The sequence below is a fragment of the Flavobacterium sp. LS1P28 genome (genome assembly GCF_003970335.1).
Lineage (GTDB): Bacteria > Bacteroidota > Bacteroidia > Flavobacteriales > Flavobacteriaceae > Flavobacterium.
In genome coordinates this window covers 117746-136959 of sequence record NZ_RYDI01000006.1, presented here as the reverse complement: position 1 = coordinate 136959, position 19214 = coordinate 117746, and the positions used below count along the sequence as shown (strand labels likewise).

General features: G+C 34.4%; 16 protein-coding genes. 5 read left to right on the top strand and 11 right to left on the bottom strand.

The features are described from left to right. Window positions 1-89: 89 nt before the first annotated feature. From EKL97_RS07160 to EKL97_RS07140, 5 genes are all read right to left on the bottom strand, one after another. On the bottom strand, window positions 90-1874 hold the full coding sequence (locus EKL97_RS07160; protein ID WP_126568549.1) for a chloride channel protein: 1785 nt from the start codon (window positions 1872-1874) through the stop codon (window positions 90-92). Window positions 1875-2086: 212 nt separating this feature from the next. Then, window positions 2087-3772: a gamma-glutamyltransferase gene (gene ggt, locus EKL97_RS07155; RefSeq protein WP_126568548.1), complete on the bottom strand. Its 1686-nt coding sequence runs from the start codon at window positions 3770-3772 to the stop codon at window positions 2087-2089. A gap of 14 nt (window positions 3773-3786) precedes the next feature. Beyond that, a complete protein-coding gene (gene ggt, locus EKL97_RS07150; protein ID WP_126568547.1) occupies window positions 3787-5472 on the bottom strand; it encodes a gamma-glutamyltransferase in 1686 nt (561 codons plus the stop codon). Between the two features lie 145 nt (window positions 5473-5617). Continuing rightward, on the bottom strand, window positions 5618-6031 hold the full coding sequence (locus EKL97_RS07145; RefSeq protein WP_126454889.1) for a GxxExxY protein: 414 nt from the start codon (window positions 6029-6031) through the stop codon (window positions 5618-5620). A gap of 276 nt (window positions 6032-6307) precedes the next feature. Then, window positions 6308-6889, bottom strand: a complete 582-nt coding sequence (locus EKL97_RS07140; RefSeq protein ID WP_126568546.1) for an ACP phosphodiesterase — start codon at window positions 6887-6889, stop codon at window positions 6308-6310. A 120-nt stretch (window positions 6890-7009) separates the two neighbouring features. On the opposite strand from EKL97_RS07140, the gene glmM reads away from it, so the two are divergent. Then, window positions 7010-8401, top strand: a complete 1392-nt coding sequence (glmM, locus tag EKL97_RS07135) for a phosphoglucosamine mutase (protein WP_126568545.1) — start codon at window positions 7010-7012, stop codon at window positions 8399-8401. Between the two features lie 193 nt (window positions 8402-8594). On the opposite strand, the gene EKL97_RS07130 is transcribed toward glmM, so the two are convergent. From EKL97_RS07130 to EKL97_RS07115, 4 genes are all read right to left on the bottom strand, one after another. Next, window positions 8595-9164 (bottom strand): PepSY-associated TM helix domain-containing protein, encoded by a 570-nt coding sequence (locus tag EKL97_RS07130; RefSeq protein WP_126459818.1) that lies wholly within the window; start codon window positions 9162-9164, stop codon window positions 8595-8597. Window positions 9165-9264: 100 nt separating this feature from the next. Next, entirely contained in the window at window positions 9265-11799 is a 2535-nt protein-coding gene (locus tag EKL97_RS07125) for a TonB-dependent receptor (RefSeq protein ID WP_126568544.1), read from the bottom strand. Further along, on the bottom strand, window positions 11786-12700 hold the full coding sequence (locus EKL97_RS07120; RefSeq protein ID WP_126568543.1) for a FecR family protein: 915 nt from the start codon (window positions 12698-12700) through the stop codon (window positions 11786-11788). Before EKL97_RS07120 ends, EKL97_RS07125 begins: the two co-directional genes overlap by 14 nt. A gap of 62 nt (window positions 12701-12762) precedes the next feature. Beyond that, entirely contained in the window at window positions 12763-13278 is a 516-nt protein-coding gene (locus EKL97_RS07115) for an RNA polymerase sigma factor (protein ID WP_126459810.1), read from the bottom strand. A gap of 258 nt (window positions 13279-13536) precedes the next feature. Between EKL97_RS07115 and EKL97_RS07110 the strand changes: the two genes are divergently transcribed. The 3 genes from EKL97_RS07110 (at window position 13537) to EKL97_RS07100 (ending at window position 16075) form a co-directional block, all read left to right on the top strand. Continuing rightward, window positions 13537-14580: a hypothetical protein gene (locus EKL97_RS07110; protein WP_126555792.1), complete on the top strand. Its 1044-nt coding sequence runs from the start codon at window positions 13537-13539 to the stop codon at window positions 14578-14580. Window positions 14581-14684: 104 nt separating this feature from the next. Continuing rightward, window positions 14685-15458, top strand: coding sequence for a membrane metalloprotease (locus EKL97_RS07105; protein WP_126568542.1), 774 nt, complete (start codon window positions 14685-14687; stop codon window positions 15456-15458). Window positions 15459-15484: 26 nt separating this feature from the next. Then, complete coding sequence (locus EKL97_RS07100; protein WP_126568541.1) at window positions 15485-16075, top strand: porin family protein; 591 nt, start codon at window positions 15485-15487, stop codon at window positions 16073-16075. A 97-nt stretch (window positions 16076-16172) separates the two neighbouring features. On the opposite strand, the gene EKL97_RS07095 is transcribed toward EKL97_RS07100, so the two are convergent. Continuing rightward, window positions 16173-17075: a hypothetical protein gene (locus tag EKL97_RS07095; protein ID WP_126568540.1), complete on the bottom strand. Its 903-nt coding sequence runs from the start codon at window positions 17073-17075 to the stop codon at window positions 16173-16175. Between the two features lie 10 nt (window positions 17076-17085). Next, a complete protein-coding gene (locus tag EKL97_RS07090) occupies window positions 17086-17502 on the bottom strand; it encodes a DM13 domain-containing protein (RefSeq protein WP_126555800.1) in 417 nt (138 codons plus the stop codon). 167 nt (window positions 17503-17669) lie between these two features. Between EKL97_RS07090 and EKL97_RS07085 the strand changes: the two genes are divergently transcribed. Further along, the gene (locus EKL97_RS07085; protein ID WP_126562165.1) at window positions 17670-19157 is read left to right on the top strand and encodes an aminotransferase class V-fold PLP-dependent enzyme; all 1488 of its coding nucleotides are present in this window, start codon (window positions 17670-17672) and stop codon (window positions 19155-19157) included. Window positions 19158-19214: the final 57 nt, after the last annotated feature.

Below are 19214 nucleotides of genomic sequence, written 5' to 3'. Positions count from 1 at the left end.
ATTCCGAATTTTTCGGAAACAAAGTTACTATTTTGATTTATTCTTTCGATAGAACACTTTAGAAGTTTGTGTTAAAAGTAATTACGAAATTATTCTATCGTCATCGATTTTAGTTTAGTTCTGTATGCCTCAAGCGCAATAGATTTAGAAATAAAACCATAATATTTGTCGTTTTTGAGTACTGGCAAAAAGGCTACTTTAGATTTTTCAAATTTATTCATGACGGTTTCCATACTGTCATCCGGAGTGACTGTTTCCAAAGGTTTTATCATAATATCTTTGACCAAAGTATATTTAACTCTATAGGTATTGAATATTATTTCCCGAATAGTATTAAAATGAACCATTCCTAGAAGTTGATTTTCTGGATCTACTACAGCAAAAATTACTTGATTAGAATGTGATATCAAATCTACTAATTTTTCTAAATTTTCATTTGGCGTGACCGTTAAAAAATCCGTTTGAATAATAGAATTTGTTTCTAATGTGGAAAGAACATTAGTGTCTTTATTGCTGGTAAATGCATGTCCTTTTTGAATAAGATTTTTTACATCCATAGAATGTTTTTCAAAACGCTTTGAAATAGCAAAACTGATAGAAGAAACAATCATAAGTGGAATCATTAAATTATAACCTCCTGTAATTTCAGCAATTAAGAAAATCGCAGTCAATGGCGCATGAAACAAGCCACTCAATATTCCGGCCATGCCAACCAAAGTGAAATTGCTGATAGGAAGTTTCGTTAATCCGGTTAAATTTAAAAATTTAGCAAAGAAAAAACCAACATAAGACCCCAGAAATAGGGAAGGTGCAAAATTACCTCCATTACCACCACTACTCAAGGTTATTCCTGTAGCAAAAACCTTCATCATCATGGTGCAACCTACAAACAATAAAAGCGCCCAACTATTATTTCTAAAACTACTGAATAAAGTGTTCTCCAATAATTTTCCGGGATCATTTTCGGATAATGTTTTGATACTTTCATATCCTTCTCCAAAAAGTGTTGGAAAAATAAAAATAAGAATGGCCAAAATAGAAGAACCAAATAAGGCTTTTTTATAAGGCGATAATTTAAGTCTGGCAAAAAAATGTTCTACCCTTTGAAAGTTACGGGAATAATAAACGGAAACAAACCCGGTAAACAAGCCTAAAAGTACGTAAAAAAAAAGGTTGTGATAATCAAAACTTTGCTGTTGCTTAAAGGACAGTAAGATGGCTTCGTCCAAGGCAATGACGGATACTAATGCGCCTGTTGCCGCTGCAATCATAATGGGTGTAAATGCCGCAATACTCACATCAACTAATAACACTTCAATAGCAAATAAAACCCCAGCAATTGGCGCATTAAAAGCAGCGGCAATACCTGCGGCAACACCACAACCGATTAGAAGCGTTCGGTCTTTATAACTCAGTTTATATTTTTGGGCATAATTAGACCCAAAAGCAGCTCCTGTAATAACAATAGGGCTCTCCAGACCTGCAGACCCTCCTAATCCAACTGTTAGTGAGCTAGTAACAATTTGGGAATACATTTGTTTTTTTGGAATAATACTTGCTTTTTTGGCAACAGCATATAAAATTTGCGAAGTTCCTTTTTGTATGGTTCCTCCCAAAACTCTTTTGACTACAAAAACAGTAAGCAGAATACCAATTATAGGCAAGATACTATTAAGAAAACCTAATTTTAATATTCCACTGACATACGTGGCAAAAGAAAAAACCCAATGAGCAAAAGTTTTTAAAACGATCACGGCAAATGCAGAAGAGATACCAACTAAAACAGCAGATAAAAATATAAACTGTTTTGGAGTTAATAAAGACTGTGCTATGGCAATTATTACTTCTAATTTGGTGATCAACTTTTTGAACATTATATTTTTTTTAAAGGGGATGCAAAACTACTATTATTTTAATCCTAACAAATGTTTTTTAAAGCTTCTTTTGTGCTTAAGGGGTTTAAATTACAATTTGCGACAAACTGCTGCACAGCTTTTGGATCTATTTTGTGTAAAAGCGTTTTCTAAGGCGTGTGTAAATTTCATAAAAAAGTAAATTTGTCATCATTCCGAGCACAATCGACGGACTAAAATCCAACCGCTGTATCGTCACCTCTAAAATCAGCACCACCCTCTAATTTTTTAGTTGGTAAAACCAAAATCGCATCTACTTTTCCTATTACAGGTGTTGTTTTTTCATTGATGATGTATCCTCGGGACTTTAAGGTTTCAAAAGTTTTAGCATCGAAAGTATTAGGCTCAAAAGTGATTAAATCCGGTAACCATTGATGATGAAAACGAGGTGCGTTTACTGCTTGTTGCATGCTGAAATTATACTCAGAAACATTTAAAATCGTTTGCAATACGGATGTAATAATTGTCGAGCCTCCGGGAGAACCCACAACCATGAATAATTTGCCGTTTCTCTCCACAATTGTTGGCGTCATGGAACTCAGCATTCGTTTTTGTGGCGCAATACTATTAGCTTCATTTCCTACCAATCCAAACATATTAGGCACACCTGGTTTAGCACTGAAATCATCCATTTCGTTGTTGAGGAAAAATCCCAATTCATCACAATAGTATTTAGACCCGTAACCGTCGTTTAATGTTGTTGTTGCCGAAACAGCATTCCCAAACTGATCTACAATAGAATAATGAGTAGTTTCTGTACTCTCATTATAATTTACTTTTCCTTCTTTTATATCCGATGATAAGGTGGCTTTTTCAAAACTAAAATTCGACATTCTTTGTTTCAAATACGCATCTGCCATTAAGGCTTTTAAAGGGATTTTTACAAAATCAGGATCGCCCAGATAATAACTTCTGTCTGCGTAAGCCCTTCTTTCGGCTTCAACAATAACTTGAATGGCTTCGGTTGAGTTATGTCCCATTTTAGCCAGGTCGAAAGGCGCTATCATTTTGAATATTTCAGCGAGACATATTCCGCCACTGCTGGGTGGAGGCATCGAGATTATCTTTAAATCCTTGTAATCAAAAGTGAGTGGCGTCCTCCATTTGGCTTCGTATTGAGCCAGATCTTGTAAGGTGATGATAGCTCCTTTTTCTTGAAGGTATTTCACTAATATTTCAGCAGTTTTCCCTTTGTAAAATTCAGCTCTGCCATTTTTTGAAATCCTTTTCAACGTAGCTGCCAGCGCAGGATATTGTATTACATCATTTTCTTTGAAAGCAGTTGCAAATAACGTTTTGTTCCCATTTACTTTTATAATTCTATCTCGATAAGCAGCTAGTCGGTCTTCTTGTTTTTTGGTAACAATAACCCCTTTTTCGGCTAATGCAATTACAGGTTTCAGGATGTCTGCAATCGGTAATGAACCTAGTTTTTCATGAACTGCAAAAACACCGGCAATTGTTCCAGGAACTCCAATAGCCAGCGGAGACTCAGTACTTTTTCCTTTTATGACATTTCCTTTTTCGTCCAGAAACATGTTTTTCGTGGCTGCTATCGGCGCTTTTTCACGGTAATCTAACGAACCAATTTCACCGTTCGCTTTTCGGTACACCATAAAACCGCCACCGCCAAGATTTCCTGCAAAAGGGTAGGCTACTGCCAAAGCCAATTCGGTTGCCACCATCGCATCAAAAGCATTACCCCCTTTTCGCATGATTTCAACTCCAATTTTGGAAGCTTCTACCCGTGCCGAAACGACCATTGCTTTATCAGCAACCAATCCTGTGGGCTGAACCATTATATTTTGGGTTTTACACCCAATAGAAAGCATACATAGTAGAATACTAATTTTTTTCATTTGAATGTATAAATTTAAAAACCAACGGCTTTATTATCACCTCTTTTGTCTGCTCCACCTTCTAATTTTCCATTTGGCAAAACCAAAATTGCATCAACTTCACCAATGATTTCTTTGTTTTTTTCATTGATTAAATAGCTTTTTTTCTTCAGATTATTCAATAATTCTGTATCGAATGAATTGGGTTCAAAAGTAATTTCATCGGGTAACCATTGATGGTGAAAACGTGGGGCGTTTACCGCTTCTTGCATGCTCATATCAAATTCATACACATTTAATATCGTTTGTAACACCGATGTGATAATGGTGGAGCCTCCCGGCGTACCTACAACCATAAAAAGTGTACCGTTTTTTTCGACAATCGTGGGTGTCATGGAACTTAACATTCTTTTTCCGGGAGCAATACTGTTGGCTTCACTTCCAGTGAGTCCGTATAAGTTGGGAACACCCGGTTTGGCACTGAAATCATCCATTTGATTATTCAAAAAGAAACCCAATTCGTCACAATATATTTTAGAACCATAGTTATCATTTAAAGTAGTTGTTGCTGAAACTGCATTCCCAGCGGCATCAACAATAGAGTAATGTGTGGTTTGGTTGCTTTCATATCCCTTGATTGCTCCGTGGGCAATATCCGAAGATTTAGAAGCTTTATCAAATGAAAAATCAGCCATTCTTTTTTCTAAATAGGATGGACTTACTAATTCTTTTACCGGAAGTTTTACAAAATCAGGATCACCCAAGAAATAATTCCTGTCCGCATAGGCTCTTCGTTCTGCTTCAGTAATGACTTGAATCGTTTTTAGGCTGTTGTGTCCCATTTGCGAGAGGTTGAAGGGCTCAATCATTTTCATGATTTGATTCAAACAAATTCCACCACTGCTGGGAGGCGACATCGAGGTGATTTTTAAATTTTTATATTGAAAAGTAATTGGAGTTCGCCACTTGGCTTTATAACTATTAAAATCTTCAATGGTGGTATTTCCACCTTTTTCAGCAAGAAAAGCAACTAACTTTTGAGCAGTTTCTCCTTTGTAAAATTCATCTCGTCCGTTTTTAGCAATTCGTTTTAATGTTGCTGCCAAAGCGATGTATTTTATAGTATCATTTTCTTTATATACTTTAGAAAACAAACTGTTCTTACCATTACTTTTTATAAAGGAGGCTCTGTGATACGCCAAACTTTCGGCTTGAAATTTAGTGACAATAACACCTCTTTCTGCCAAAGCAATTACAGGTTTGAGAATTTCACTGATGGGTAAAGAGCCATATTTTTTGTGTACTTCAAATATTCCTGCAATGGTACCCGGAATTCCAGATGCCAAAGCAGTCGCAGTACTTTTTCCTTCAATTACATTTCCTTTTTTGTCTAGAAACATATCTTTAGATGCTGCCAAAGGTGCTTTTTCTCTGTAATCGATAGCGCCTGTTTCACCATTGGCTTTTCTGAAAACCATGAAACCGCCACCACCAATATTTCCCGCCTGAGGATGTGAAACCGCCAAAGCCAGTTCCATGGCAACCATAGCATCAAAAGCATTACCGCCTTTTTTCATGATTTCAACTCCAATTTGCGACGCTTCTTCACGAGCGGAAACGACCATCGCTTTAGAAGTCACTAAACCTGTTGGTTCGACTGTTTTTTCATTTGATTTGCAACCTAAAACGGCAAAGGCAAGTAGGAACATTATTTTTTTCATTGTATAATATATTTTGGTTTTAGGTGTATTGTTTTGGTTGTTTTATATTGTAATACTTTAAATGGTTTGACCATATAGAGACATAGAATTTTAGTTTGTGTGTAAAAAAACTTCGCTTAAAAATAGATTTCATAGACGGATTTAGTTACTCTGTTGGTAAAATTTTATAAAATTCATTAACGAAAGTCTTTTGCCCCTCTTTGAAAATATTATAACAATTAAAATTTATCAAAACACCTTTTGGTGATTTTAATAATTTCATATGATTTAAAAGTTTTGCTTCAAAAGCAGGATGTATTTCTGAGACGGCTTTAAACTCAATAACAATTAAGTTTTCAACTAGCAAATCACATCTAAAATCAGATTCCATGATTTTGCCTTTGTAAATGACAGGTATTTTAAGCTCTGAAATAAAATTAATATTCCGCACCCGTAATTCCTCTTTCATACATTGGTGATAGACGCTTTCTAATAAACCTCTACCCATGATTTTATGAACTTCTATTGCTGCCCCAATAATTTGAAAGCTTAATTCATTTAGATATTTTTGTGTAATCATCCTTTTAGTCCTTTCGAATTATTAATCTTCTTAAAGCGTTGTTGATTTAAATATAATATTGTCTTTGTAATACTACTAAGTAAGTCGAAAGTTTAAAAGTCGTAAAGTCAAAAGAATTAACTTTAAGTAAAATAACTTTAAATTAGATTGTTACATGATTTTATCCTGATTTTAAAATACGACATTATACCATGGTTATTACTTATGTTTGAAAATTATTTTCTAATCTGTCTCTACAAAAAACAAACTTATGTTTCTATGTGGTAAAAAAAATCATTAATCAATTCTTTTTTGTTTTGCAAAAGCGTTCAATTCTTCAAAGAATTCCGTGAACTCCTTTTCAAATTCCGAATAAAATTCTGAAAGCTCATTGGTAGCAAACCGCATTTTAGATTCATTTTTGGTGCGATGGTCCATTTGAGTCAAAATATGCTCAATTCCTTCAACCGTTTGATAACTCACCAGCCAATTTTCTTTCATCATGGTAGGCATTAGTCCTTTGGTTCGTTCTGACAACATCTCATAATTATAATACAAGGATTGGTAAAATCGTATCACAAAGTCCTCTAGTTTTTCATCGGAATACTTCGTCCAGTTTTTAGCCAAAAAATGGTCGTAAAAAACATCAACAATTACACCTGCATAATGATGGTATTTTTCATGCAGGCGTTTGGTGCTTTGTCTGAATATGGGATGCGCATCGGTGAAAGTGTCTATGGCACGATGCAGAACAATTCCTTTTTGAATTTCTAAAGGAAAGCTTTCAAAATGTTTTCCCCGAATTCCATCGGCCATGAAATTGCCAATTTTGATTAAATCATTATCACCGGAAAGATAGATGTGTGCTAGAAAATTCATTCGCCTAATTTAGGAATTTAAATGGTTAATTTTGAATTCTAAATGACTTTTATAAAGCGTCAATTATTATATTTGTGAGCAATTTAAAATTTATAATTCAAAATTTAAAATAATTAATCAATGACTTTAATAAAATCAATATCGGGAATACGTGGGACAATAGGAGGTAAAGTAGGAGATAACCTGACACCTGTTGATGCGGTTAAATTTGCCGCGGCGTACGGAACTTGGTTGAAAAAATATATCGGGAAAGAAAAAATCACTGTTGTTGTAGGTCGTGACGCCCGTATTTCGGGACCAATGATTCACAATTTGGTGGTAAATACTTTAATTGGTTTAGGAATTGACGTGATTGATTTAGGTCTATCAACAACCCCAACGGTTGAAGTTGCTGTTCCGTTAGAAAAAGCTGAAGGTGGCATTATCCTTACCGCTTCTCACAATCCAAAACAATGGAATGCCTTGAAATTATTGAATGAAAAAGGAGAATTCCTGAATGGAGAAGAAGGCTTGAAAATTCTTGAAATTGCTGAAACGGAAGCTTTCGATTTCTCAGATGTGGATAATTTGGGAAAAATTATGATTAACGACGCCTACATGGATATTCATATTGATGAAGTGTTGAATTTGCCTTTGGTAGATGTTGATGCAGTAAAAGCAGCTAAATTTAAAGTGGTTGTGGATGGTGTAAATTCTTCTGGAGGAATTATTATTCCAAGATTATTGGAATTAATGGGCGTTGAAGTAGTCGAGTTATACTGTGAACCAAATGGTCATTTTCCTCACAATCCCGAACCGTTGAAAGAACATTTGACCGATATTTCAGAATTGGTTGTCAAAGAAAAAGCAGATTTAGGAATCGTGGTAGATCCTGATGTGGATCGTTTGGCTTTCATTTGTGAAGACGGAGAGATGTTTGGTGAAGAATATACTTTGGTGGCTTGCGCCGATTATGTATTGAGTAAAACACCAGGGAATACGGTTTCGAATATGTCGTCTTCCCGTGCGTTGCGTGATGTAACTAATTTGCATAACGGAAGCTATGAAGCCAGTGCGGTGGGTGAGGTAAATGTAGTCGAGTTGATGAAAAAGAATAATGCTGTAATAGGTGGTGAAGGAAATGGCGGAATCATTTATCCGGAACTGCATTACGGTCGTGATAGTTTAGTGGGAGTAGCGCTGTTTTTAACGCATTTGGCTAACAAAAAAATGACAGTTTCGGCTTTGCGTGCTTCGTATCCGGAATATTATATGAGCAAAAACAAAATCGAATTGACGCCACAAATTGATGTAGATGCGATTCTTGTTGCCATGACGGAAAAATACAAAAACGAAGATAGTACAACCATTGACGGTGTAAAAATTGACTTTGCTGAAAATTGGGTTCACCTAAGAAAATCGAATACGGAGCCTATAATTCGTATTTATACCGAAGCTGCTTCACAAGAGAAAGCAGATGCTTTGGCACTTCGAATTATTGATGAAATAAAAGCAGTGGCTGGAATATCTTAGAAATCTAAAATAAATACTGACAAATAGCCTGTTTGAATTATTAAACAGGCTTTTTCAATCCGTTCTTGGAACTAAATTAAAGCGTAAACTTTTATTTTAGTCTTCTTTGCAGATGACATTGCAGAGGAATGATTATGATTATTTATGCAATAATAGAGAAAATAATGAAGTGTTATTTACTTGAATTACCACTTTATGATTTTCGTTTCATTCTCTTAGGCCCATACCAGAGCCAAAATCCTGTAATTGTAAACAGTAAAAGTGCAAATCCCATGGCGGTTGTGTAAAATAATTTGAAGAAACCACTACCCGTTTTGAAGTAATCGTCAACAATTGATCCATCGTGTATTTTTTCAATAATATCAGATCTTCGTCTTTCAATATGCAATAATTTCCCTGTTGCTCCGTCTAGTTGAATTCCCCAATAATTCTCAGCAAAAATAAATTTCACCATTCCTTTATCTTTTTTTATTTCAATGCGCTCTAGTTCTAAAGTACTATCTGCTGAAATTGAATCATGTACAATTTTGCAAGCATTTTTATGCAAACTATCAATAGGAAGCCAGTCTTTAAATTGCACCGAAGTACCTTGATAAGATTTTGATTGCAGTAGTCCGCCACTATTTTTTTTCCAACCTAATAATAGTCCTGTCACGGAAACAATAAAGAAAAATAGGAATAAAAAAGCGCCAGTTGTTCTGTGTAATTTTCTAAAAATCCGGAGTAATTTAGCTTGTTGTTTTCTTGAATTATTTTCGGTCATTTTAATGCAATATTTTTTATGGTAATTTCGATTAAATTTTTCTATCAGCACATTATAAATAAAGCAATATAATCTACCTTAGGTGGTAATAAAATAATCCTTAAAAATTTACTCTGAAACTTATATTTGGCGTTAAGCCAAGTGACTTATTGTCTACTTGAATGGCATCATTAGTATCATTTGGATTGACTTTGTAATAGCGATTGATGACATTGTCCTGATTGGAAGCATTGATTACACCGGCTGTAAACGAAGCTTTAATTGATTCAGACAGGTTGAAATTATACTGTAAGGAAGCGTCTAAACGCATGAAATTATCTAAATTTTCATTGTTGGGGGAATCGTAGTTGACCATTGTGGCATTTCCGTCTTGTATGGTTTCATTTCCTGGAATGGGTTTTGTATACGGTTGCCCGTTTCGCCATACTCCACCAACAGATACTTTTAGATTTTTGATTATATCATAATAAAACCCAATAGAAAAAGAATGTCTTATATCCGCATTATTAGGAAAAATAGAAGGCGTAAAAACAGCAAATTCATAATCATTGATGCTATAGGTGTAACTGAACCAAGCACTATATTTACGAGCTGTTTTATTGGCTAGAAACTCAATTCCTTTTGCTGTATAGCTGCCGTTGGCATTAATAAACTGAAAACTATTATAAAAACCCTGATTAGAAGCCGTTATTCCCTCTACCAATTTATAAAATCCAGTAAGCTCAATATTTAATTTTTTTTGGTTGAATTCTATTCCAAAAGAGCCTTGTTTACTTGTTGCAATCGGGATATCTTGATTGTTTACTAAAACCCAACGTCTTTTTTCGACGCCAAGAAAATCAGCTTCAAAATCAATTATTTGTGCAGTAGTTTGATTTTTAAATTCCCCTTCCAGTTTCAAAGCAAAAGTAGTTGATAATTTTTGTCGGATATTTATTCTTGGTTCAATCAAAAATTTATTAAATTTTTGAAAATAATTTACACGCATACCAACTCTAAAATAGGTGTTAGAGTTGTTGTATTCCGCTTCCGAAAATAGGGAATGATTTAACAGCACATCCTTTTTAGTTCGTTTATATGACGGAGCGCTAACGGTAGTTTCGTTTAACATTCCTGTTTCATTAAACTGGTACCCGGATAAAAGGCTTAGGTGCTTATTTACTTTATAATGGGTATTTAGTTTCACGCCAGTTTCCAGAACTTCATTGGTTTCTGTGAGTCGTTGGTCAGTTTCTATCCTATAATCAGTGGCGTCGATATTGTATTTTGAAAAATAGGTAATCAGGTTGGTACTCCATTTTGAGGTCCATTGTGCTTTCCAGTTTCCGCCGTAACCAATATTATTTTGAGAAAGTGTACTTGCTTTTGTTTCAGTATTGTTCGTATTAGCGTTGCTCTCAGAATAGGCCAAAGCATTATTTATTCCAATAATATTGGCTCTAAACTGATGTTTTTCATTTAAATCAAAAAGTAATTTAGCGGTAAAATCGTAAAAGTAAAAATCAGAATTAGTATTCTTGTCTGAGCTATCGGCATTGATTTCGCTGTCCTGAAAACTTCTTTCAAAATAATTGTTATAAGTTGGTGTATTGAAAAGTTCCGTAATAGAACGGCGACCTGAAAGGTGAAGTTCCAGATCCTTAGCTAACGGAATGGCAAGAAAAGCATCGGCACTGATGAGATTGACACCGGCTCCACCGGAAAATTTGTTCGTCACTACGTCTTTGGTTTGCATGTTTATGGTGCTGGAAACTCCATCACTATACTCCGCACTCGTTCCGTTTTTGCTGACAGTCACTTTTTCGGTAAGATTTGGATTATAGGCAGAAATCAATCCGAAGAAATGACCGGAATGGTACATTTTGATATTATCCCAAATGACCAGGTTCTGATCGTTAGTACCACCACGAACATTGATGTTTGCAATGCTTTCATTGGTACTTTCAATTCCGGGAAGTATTTGTATGGATTGTAAAATATCAGGTTCAATAAGTCCAGGAAGAATCCCGAATTTTTTTGTGTTTAAAACGGTACTGCCGTCTAAAAACTTTTGCAAACCAGGGGTCAAATATACATTAATTAACACTTGGTTCAGCGTTTCGCTTTTTGCTGTAAGAGTGATTTCCAGACAATTAGTACCGGATAAAAACAGTTCTTTTGCAGGAATCTCTTTAATTTCATATCCTAAATACGAGAGCGTAATTGTTGAATTCAGAGGTATGTTTTGTAATTTAAAGATACCCTTTTCAGTCGTAACGGTGCTTCTGGAAGTATTCTTTACCAGTACAGAAGCACCGGAAAGTGGCCTCTTATTCTCTTGGTCAAAGACAGTCCCGCAAACAGCTATCGTTTTATTGATAACCGAAACGGTAATGTACCGCTTGTCTAAAACTTTAAAATTCAGTACTGTTTTAGCATTAAGATAATCTATAACCTGAGGTAATGTGAGTGTAGTTTCAGGTTTTTCTATTGAAACAGCCGCTACATCTTCTACAGCATACGAAAATTTAATATTAAATTGTTTCTCTACAGAAAGGATAAGAGCCGTTAGTGGAATTTTTTTTGGAGAATTTTGTCCGTAACACAAGCTTCCAAAACAAAGTAATAGCAAAATCAGCCCTTTATTTTTCATCATAATTATAAAATATAACGGTTTTGCCTTCCATTTTATAACTTAATTTAAGCGGAATTGTAATCGCCTGAAGGGCTATATTTTGATCTTTATGTGTAAAACTACCTGTAAATAATTTAGTTGTATCCAGATTTCGTGTTTTAATTTTTAGATCATATTGACGCTCCAGTTCTGCAATAACCTGATTAAGAGGAACACGGTCAAAACTAGATTCTTCTTGAATCCACGAAGGGTTTTTTGCATTTAAGTCTTGAACACCTTCTATGGCATCATTTATAATTCGGAATGTTTTGCCAGGAGGCAATTTAACGATTTGATTTTTGTAGGACACGCTAACTAAGCCTTCATAGCAATTTACTTCAAAATATTTGTTCCGTTTTTTTACATTAAATTGTGTTCCTAAGACAGTAATAATTCCGACATCTGTTCGCACACTAAAAGTTTGTCCTTTTTTGACTTTAAAAAAGGCTTCTCCGTCTAAAGTTAAATCTCTTTGATCAGCCCATTTTTTGTCGTTAAAAGTTATTTTTGAATCAGAATTTAAGATTACTTCAGAATCATCAGGAAGGTTAAAGGTTTTTGTTTGTGCTATTTGGGTCTCAAATGTCTGAATGTTATTAAAAAACAAAAAATAAGACGACGTCAATAAAACCACTAAAACTGCAGCTACTTTAAACCCTGTTTTAAAATTTAGGGTTCTGACTTTTGTTTCCTTTTTAGACTGATTTCTAGCTGTAAATGCTGCAAAAGCTTCCTGAGCATCTACTTGTGGAGCTTCCATTTTAGAGGCATAATAAGCAATTTTATCAAGTGTTTGCAAGCTATCAGATTGTTTTAAATCCTCAATTTCTGTACTTGAAAGCGCATCGTCTAACCATTTTAATATTTCTTTTTCGTTTTTCATTTTAATATCGCTATGTTTATTAGACAACTAACTTTTAAATTACCCTACGGTAAAATGGTTATTTATAGGTTTTCTATCTGGGATTTTAAAAGTTGCAGTGCTGCCGACATTCTTTTTTCTACGGTTTTTTGAGAAATGTCGAGTATTTCAGCTATTTCTCGGTACTTTTTGCCATCGATTCGATTCATCAAAAATACTTCTCGTTGCGCTTCACTTAAGGATGCAATTGCTTTAGTAAGTTTTTGTTTGAATTCTTCTTCTTCAAATAAATATTCTGGATTTTGATTATTGGTGTCTAAATTTGGTGTTTCTTTCGCATACTGCAATACTACTTTGTGGTGTTTTATAGTATTTAGAAATAAATTTGATATCGTTGTAAATAAATAAGTTTTTACTTTACTGAAATCAATTTTGGCACAATTCTCCCAAATTTTAGTAAAAGCATCTTGAACTAAATCTAAAGCAGTATCAGTATTACCACATTTATAATAGGCAAAATTAGTTGCTGATTGTACTTGCTTTAAGTAAAAGTCTCTAAAGTGTTTTTCTTCGCAAAGTGTACTCTTTTGGTCGTCCATTTAAAAGGGATTCATTTTTTGTAGATTGTAAATGTAATTTTTTTTTCAAAAAGCAGTCAGGTTAATTCGAATTGATTTTTACTTAAAAAAAATATAAAATCGTATAGTACTGTTATATAGTTATTTATGAATTTTTTAATAAAAATTTATATTTTTTTTAAAAATAAAATAGGGTAAAACGGAACGTAGTTGTCTTACTAAAAGAAAGGCGTCAAAAACAGCGCCTCTACAAACAAAAATATATTAAATTTGAACGTTATGAAAAAATTAAAAACGATTACTGGAATAGCATTAATGACTCTATTCGGATTTGCATCTTGTCAAAGTGAAGTGGATAACGAGCAAGGACAAAACCCAAATACAAATGCGGCAAACTCAACTACAGCAAACAATCTGAAACGTACTTCTATGTATGACGGATCATCGGATGATTTTTTAGACGGCACCTCTTGTTCTTCTATTATCCTGCCAGCTTCAGCTAGAGTAAATGGAACGCAGGTTACTCTTTTTAGCCAAGTCAATTATCAACAAGTCATTTCTATCCTTGGACAGTATAATAATGATCAGGATTCTGTAGTATTACAATTTCCTTTAAAAGTTAAATTAAGCAATTATACAGAGGTTAATGTAAGTAACCAAACAGAGTATAATGCTATAATTAATGCTTGTTCCTCCGCACAATCATCTGGTCAGAATGCTATTTCGTCAGTAAAGATTAGTTTTCCAATTACTATTTTGACCTATAATTTAAGTGTACAACAAACGGGAAGCGTTGTTATCACATCCGAACAGCAATTATATACGTATATGACTAATATTAGTAGTACGGAATTGTTTTCAGTAAATTATCCAATGTCAGTTACAACCAGTGATGGTTCAAAAACTACAATTTCTAGTGATGCAGAATTGCAAGCTACTATTGTGGCGTCTCTTAAAACAGAAGCAACTAAAGACGAAGCAGCTCAAAATTCAAAAAAATTAGAAACGATTATGGTAAACGGCAAATTCAAAGTAGAATCATTTGTAAGTTCTGGAGTAAATTCAGCAACTAATTACAAAGATTTTACAATAGATTTCGCAAATGATTGGAGTGTAAAAGCGGTAAATAATTTAAATACAACTGTAAATGGTACGTACGCTGTAAGCTCACAAATAGAAGTCTTTCTTAAATTAAATTTTACAAGTAACGCTTCTTTCAGCTTGTTGAATAATGATTGGAAAGTAACTTCTTTTAATGCAACCACAATATCATTACAAAGTTCAACTAATGCAGCGGCGACATTAGTTTTGAAACAAATATAAAGTAGACTTTTAAGTTGGGTTTAATTTTTTTGAAATTCTCAAAAAACAGTTGTCTTTTTAGGCAGCTGTTTTTTAATAATAAACTTTAATATAAATAGATAATAATGAAAAAAGTACTTGTAATCCTGTGCGTAGGTTTTGTCTTATTGGTATCCTGTTCAAAAGAAAATGATGTAACAGAAGGAATTGAGACTGTTAATCCCATTACAAATAAACAGTCCACAGGTAGTTCTGCAAACGATTTATTATCAGATAAAAAGTTTAAAAGTATGATTATCGAAGTGGTTTATGTTGCTGGTTTTCAGCCAACCAGTACTTCAATAAATAATTTTGTAGCTTTTCTGGAAGCACGAACACATAAGCCCAATGGGATTAATATTGTGTTGAGATCGATCCCGTCACCAGGGACTTCTCCGTATACAAATGAAGAAATTGTAGCAATTGAAGAAACAAACCGAACAAAATACAATACCTCAAATGAAATTGCCGTTTGGGCCTTTTTTGCAGATGGAGAATCAGCTAGAAATACAAGCTCCGGAGTTGTTTTAGGAACGGCGTATAGAAATACTTCATTTGTTATTTATGAACAAACAATTCATGGGTTAAGCAACAGCCCTTTTAAACCCAGCAGAAGCGTATTAGAAACAACTGTCATAACACATGAATTTGGACATATTTTTGGCTTAACAAACTTAGGAACGGCACTGCAAAGCAACCATGAAGATGGGGAACACCCAAAGCATTGTAATATAAAAACGTGTTTAATGTTTTGGTCTGCAGAAACAGGTAGTGGTATTGGAGAGATGGTCTCAGGAGGTACAGCACCACAATTGGATGCACAATGTATTGCAGATCTAAGAGCTAACGGGGGAAAATAATAGAATACATTAAAAAACACTTATCGATGAAAAAACAAAAATTAATACTCGTAATGCTTTTTGGTATGACCCTCGCTGTGAATGCTCAAAATAACTCGAATAATAAATCCTTTGGAGGAATAAAAGGAGGGTATAGTTTATCCTCAGTACAATTTGACGGAAATGCTGAAACAGCTCAACGTCATAGCTTTCATGTGGGGGTTTATGGAGAGTCGTTTATAAGCAATAGTTTTTCTGTTCAGCCAGAATTGTTGTATTCCCAACAAGGGTATGTAATTACGAATAGTAGCGGGACATTTACACAAAAGCTAAATTATATCAACCTGCCATTGATGCTTAAAGCCTATCCTTCTAAAAATTTCTTTTTAGAAGTGGGGCCTCAAATTGGATTGGCTATTTCTCATAGAGAGGAGTTTAACAGTGGGTTTAGTTTATTTGATACCAATCAAGAATTTGAACCTAATAATTTTGACTGGGGAGTCAATTTTGGAGCAGGTTTTAAAACGGATTCCGGAATAAGTTTAGGAGTACGCTATCACTTAGGCAAGGGCGATATCTATGAGGAAGGAAAAGCACAAAATCGAGTACTGCATTTTTCGTTAGGATTTGATTTATAATTAAAAAAAACAGTTGAAATGCCCAATAGATATTGGGCATTTTTTGTTTATTTTACTCTGAATAAATTTCACGAAAAGGGCTTTACTACAACTGTTTTTAGAACAAAACTTTGTAGATGAGTCCGGCGGTAAAACCTCTTGTAAGTCCATCGGGTCTTACTTCCCGAATTACAAAAGGGGCAGCCAATGATAATTCGATACTATTTTTAGCATCAATAGCATAAGAACCAATCAAATTTCCATTGATGGTGAGTCCATCAGAATTTTGTATGGTTTCTCTTTTTCCAAAAGCATTTTTAAAACTATCCTCGCCTAAATGATAAAGAAATAATACATTAGGTTTGAAGGTAAATTTAGTATTAGCGGGCTGAATGGTGTAGGTAGTTCTAAATAAAGCATCTGATTTTCTTTCAAATAAATTAGTAGACGGGAAATCATCCGTGTCTGAAAACTCCTTAAAATAAGAGTTTCTGTTGTTATTAAAAACAGGAATCTGTATCCCGGTATTGAAATCCCATTTTTTATAAGTAAGATTCAAACCCAAAATAAGGTCAAAAGTTCCCAGACTGGATTGGTAGTCTAACGGAAGCGAAAATTCATTTATTTTTAGATTGGAACTCGTAAAAGGTATTTTAAAACCCATAAGAGTGCTCCATTTTGCGGTAGTTTTAGTTTTCCAGTTATAGTTGCCTATGAAATAGCCATCACCAAAAGCACCACGTTGTCCAAAACTGCCGTTTGCTACAGAATAAGTGATTTTAGAACTGAGTGAAAAGCGTTCGTTTATTGTTCTGGTATAGGTAAGATAGGATGAAAAATAAGTTAGATCTGCTTCCCCGGTGCCAAAAATATTTCCTATTTCTATACCGTTTTTGAAATCAGTTTTTGAGTTTTGAAAGCTGTTTCCTATCGAACAAATCCCTGCGTCACTGCATCCTTGAGAATAAGAACTAAAGCCTGAAAACAGCCCAACGAGTACAATTATTATTGTTTTTTTCATGGATATAAATTTAATTTTGAGACAATTGCGCTACTGCAAAAAGATGACTGTATTGCTGACAATGAATCAGCACATATTTATAATCACTAATATTTACTTGAGGAGGAATTGCATATACTGTTGACGAGGTTAAATTTCCTAAATTCACAAAATCTGAAGGGGCAGCGGTTTTAGATAAATATACTTTTAAATCCGGGCCATTGGAAATACTAAAATTGTCCAAGCGTACTTCATTTTGATTGGTATTCAAATACACTTTGGCTGAACCTGAAACCTTAATGCCTGATGTAGGCATAAAATCTCCAGTAAATGCAGATGTACTATTTTCAGGAAGTGAGGCTTGTATAGCTGGATCACGCGTCAAATCTCCTTCCACTTCGCAGGAGAGCAGTAAAATAAATAGTGGGAGTATAAAAATTTTTTTCATAATCAGGATTGGTTATTGATTATTCAAATGTATAAGGAATGTAAATTAAACTTTGTCAGCTACTTTACATTTAAGAGAAGATTAAAAACACTAGAATCCACTTTCCATAAACTGAAAATATTTTTTCTGCAAAAAAATAATACCTTTGAACTCAAATCAGGAATTCTATGATAACTAAAGAAGTACCCACCCAATTAGAACAATATTTTCAACAGTTTCGTAAGAATATAATTGGAATTGATCAAGAATTTGAGTCACCTTACGGACCAAAAAAAATTATATACACGGATTGGACCGCCAGTGGTCGTTTGTATCGTCCTATTGAAGAAAAATTAATGAATGATTTTGGCCCTTTTGTAGCCAATACTCATACTGAAACTACCGTTTCTGGAACTGCCATGACTAAAGCATACCATCAAGCGCGCCATATTATCAAACACCATGTGCATGCCGGCAGTGATGATATTTTGATTACTGATGGAACAGGAATGACAGGTGTAGTCAATAAATTTCAACGAATTCTAGGTTTGAAAGTACCCGAAAACCTGAAAGATTTTATTACCATCCCACCCGAAAAAAGACCAGTTGTTTTTATTTCTCACATGGAACACCATTCCAATCAAACGTCTTGGCTAGAAACTATTGCTGATGTTGTAGTAATTCCCTCTACTGAAGACGGATTGTTCAGTATGGAGAATTTAGAAATAGCATTGAAAAAGTACAAAGAGCGACCTTTCAAAATAGCGTCAATAACTTCTTGTTCAAACGTAACGGGAATTAAAACACCGTATCATGAAGTGGCAAAAAGAATGCATCAAAACAACGGACTTTGTTTTGTTGATTTTGCTTGTTCTGGACCATATGTAAAAATCGACATGCATCCGGAAGACATTGAAAATCAATTGGATGCCATTTTTTTTTCGCCTCATAAATTTTTGGGTGGACCTGGAACCTCCGGGGTGTTAATTTTTAATAAAAAGCTATATCAAAATTTAATACCTGATAATCCTGGAGGAGGAACGGTAAGCTGGACCAATCCTTGGGGAGAGCACAAGTATATTGATAATATTGAAGATAGAGAAGATGGAGGAACTCCTGGTTTTCTTCAGGTTATAAAAATTGCACTGGCGGTTCAATTGAAAGAGCAAATGGGAATTGAGAATATCTTGAAGAGAGAGCATGAAATTGTGGATTATATTTTCTCAGAGATAGGAGCGGTTTCTAATATTAAAATCCTTGCAGGGCAGCATCACGACAGGTTAGGGGTTATTTCTTTTTTTATAGAAGAATTACATTTTAATTTAGGGGTAAAGTTATTGAATGATAAATTTGGAATACAAACCCGTGGCGGGTGTAGTTGTGCCGGAACATACGGACATTTTTTATTGCATGTGGATCAGGAAACCTCACACAAATTAATTGACGAAATTACTTTGGGGGATTTAATCAGAAAACCAGGTTGGATCAGAATGTCTATTCATCCTACAACTACAAATGCCGAAATTGAATTTGTGTGTAACGCAATAAAAGCATTGGCTGAAAAGCATAAAATTTGGGCTTTGGATTATGATTATAATTCGGCTACAAATGAGTTTATAAATAAAAATACACGCCATTTAGAAGATGAATTGGTAAAAAACTGGTTTTCTTTATAGAAGTTGCTGTTTTAAGAAACTAAAAAAATCACATATCATAAACGCTATTGTTTCTAA

Bases quoted from the DNA above. Each gene is read 5' to 3' on its own strand.
- EKL97_RS07090 (WP_126555800.1), bottom strand. From the start codon at position 17,502: ATGAAAAAAATTTTTATACTCCCACTATTTATTTTACTGCTCTCCTGC.
- ggt (WP_126568547.1), bottom strand. From the start codon at position 5,472: ATGAAAAAAATAATGTTCCTACTTGCCTTTGCCGTTTTAGGTTGCAAA.
- EKL97_RS07105 (WP_126568542.1), top strand. From the start codon at position 14,685: ATGAAAAAAGTACTTGTAATCCTGTGCGTAGGTTTTGTCTTATTGGTA.
- EKL97_RS07160 (WP_126568549.1), bottom strand. From the start codon at position 1,874: ATGTTCAAAAAGTTGATCACCAAATTAGAAGTAATAATTGCCATAGCA.
- EKL97_RS07120 (WP_126568543.1), bottom strand. From the start codon at position 12,700: ATGAAAAACGAAAAAGAAATATTAAAATGGTTAGACGATGCGCTTTCA.
- EKL97_RS07115 (WP_126459810.1), bottom strand. From the start codon at position 13,278: ATGGACGACCAAAAGAGTACACTTTGCGAAGAAAAACACTTTAGAGAC.
- EKL97_RS07095 (WP_126568540.1), bottom strand. From the start codon at position 17,075: ATGAAAAAAACAATAATAATTGTACTCGTTGGGCTGTTTTCAGGCTTT.
- EKL97_RS07140 (WP_126568546.1), bottom strand. From the start codon at position 6,889: ATGAATTTTCTAGCACACATCTATCTTTCCGGTGATAATGATTTAATC.
- EKL97_RS07145 (WP_126454889.1), bottom strand. From the start codon at position 6,031: ATGATTACACAAAAATATCTAAATGAATTAAGCTTTCAAATTATTGGG.
- EKL97_RS07110 (WP_126555792.1), top strand. From the start codon at position 13,537: ATGAAAAAATTAAAAACGATTACTGGAATAGCATTAATGACTCTATTC.
- EKL97_RS07085 (WP_126562165.1), top strand. From the start codon at position 17,670: ATGATAACTAAAGAAGTACCCACCCAATTAGAACAATATTTTCAACAG.
- EKL97_RS07130 (WP_126459818.1), bottom strand. From the start codon at position 9,164: ATGACCGAAAATAATTCAAGAAAACAACAAGCTAAATTACTCCGGATT.
- glmM (WP_126568545.1), top strand. From the start codon at position 7,010: ATGACTTTAATAAAATCAATATCGGGAATACGTGGGACAATAGGAGGT.
- EKL97_RS07100 (WP_126568541.1), top strand. From the start codon at position 15,485: ATGAAAAAACAAAAATTAATACTCGTAATGCTTTTTGGTATGACCCTC.
- ggt (WP_126568548.1), bottom strand. From the start codon at position 3,772: ATGAAAAAAATTAGTATTCTACTATGTATGCTTTCTATTGGGTGTAAA.
- EKL97_RS07125 (WP_126568544.1), bottom strand. From the start codon at position 11,799: ATGATGAAAAATAAAGGGCTGATTTTGCTATTACTTTGTTTTGGAAGC.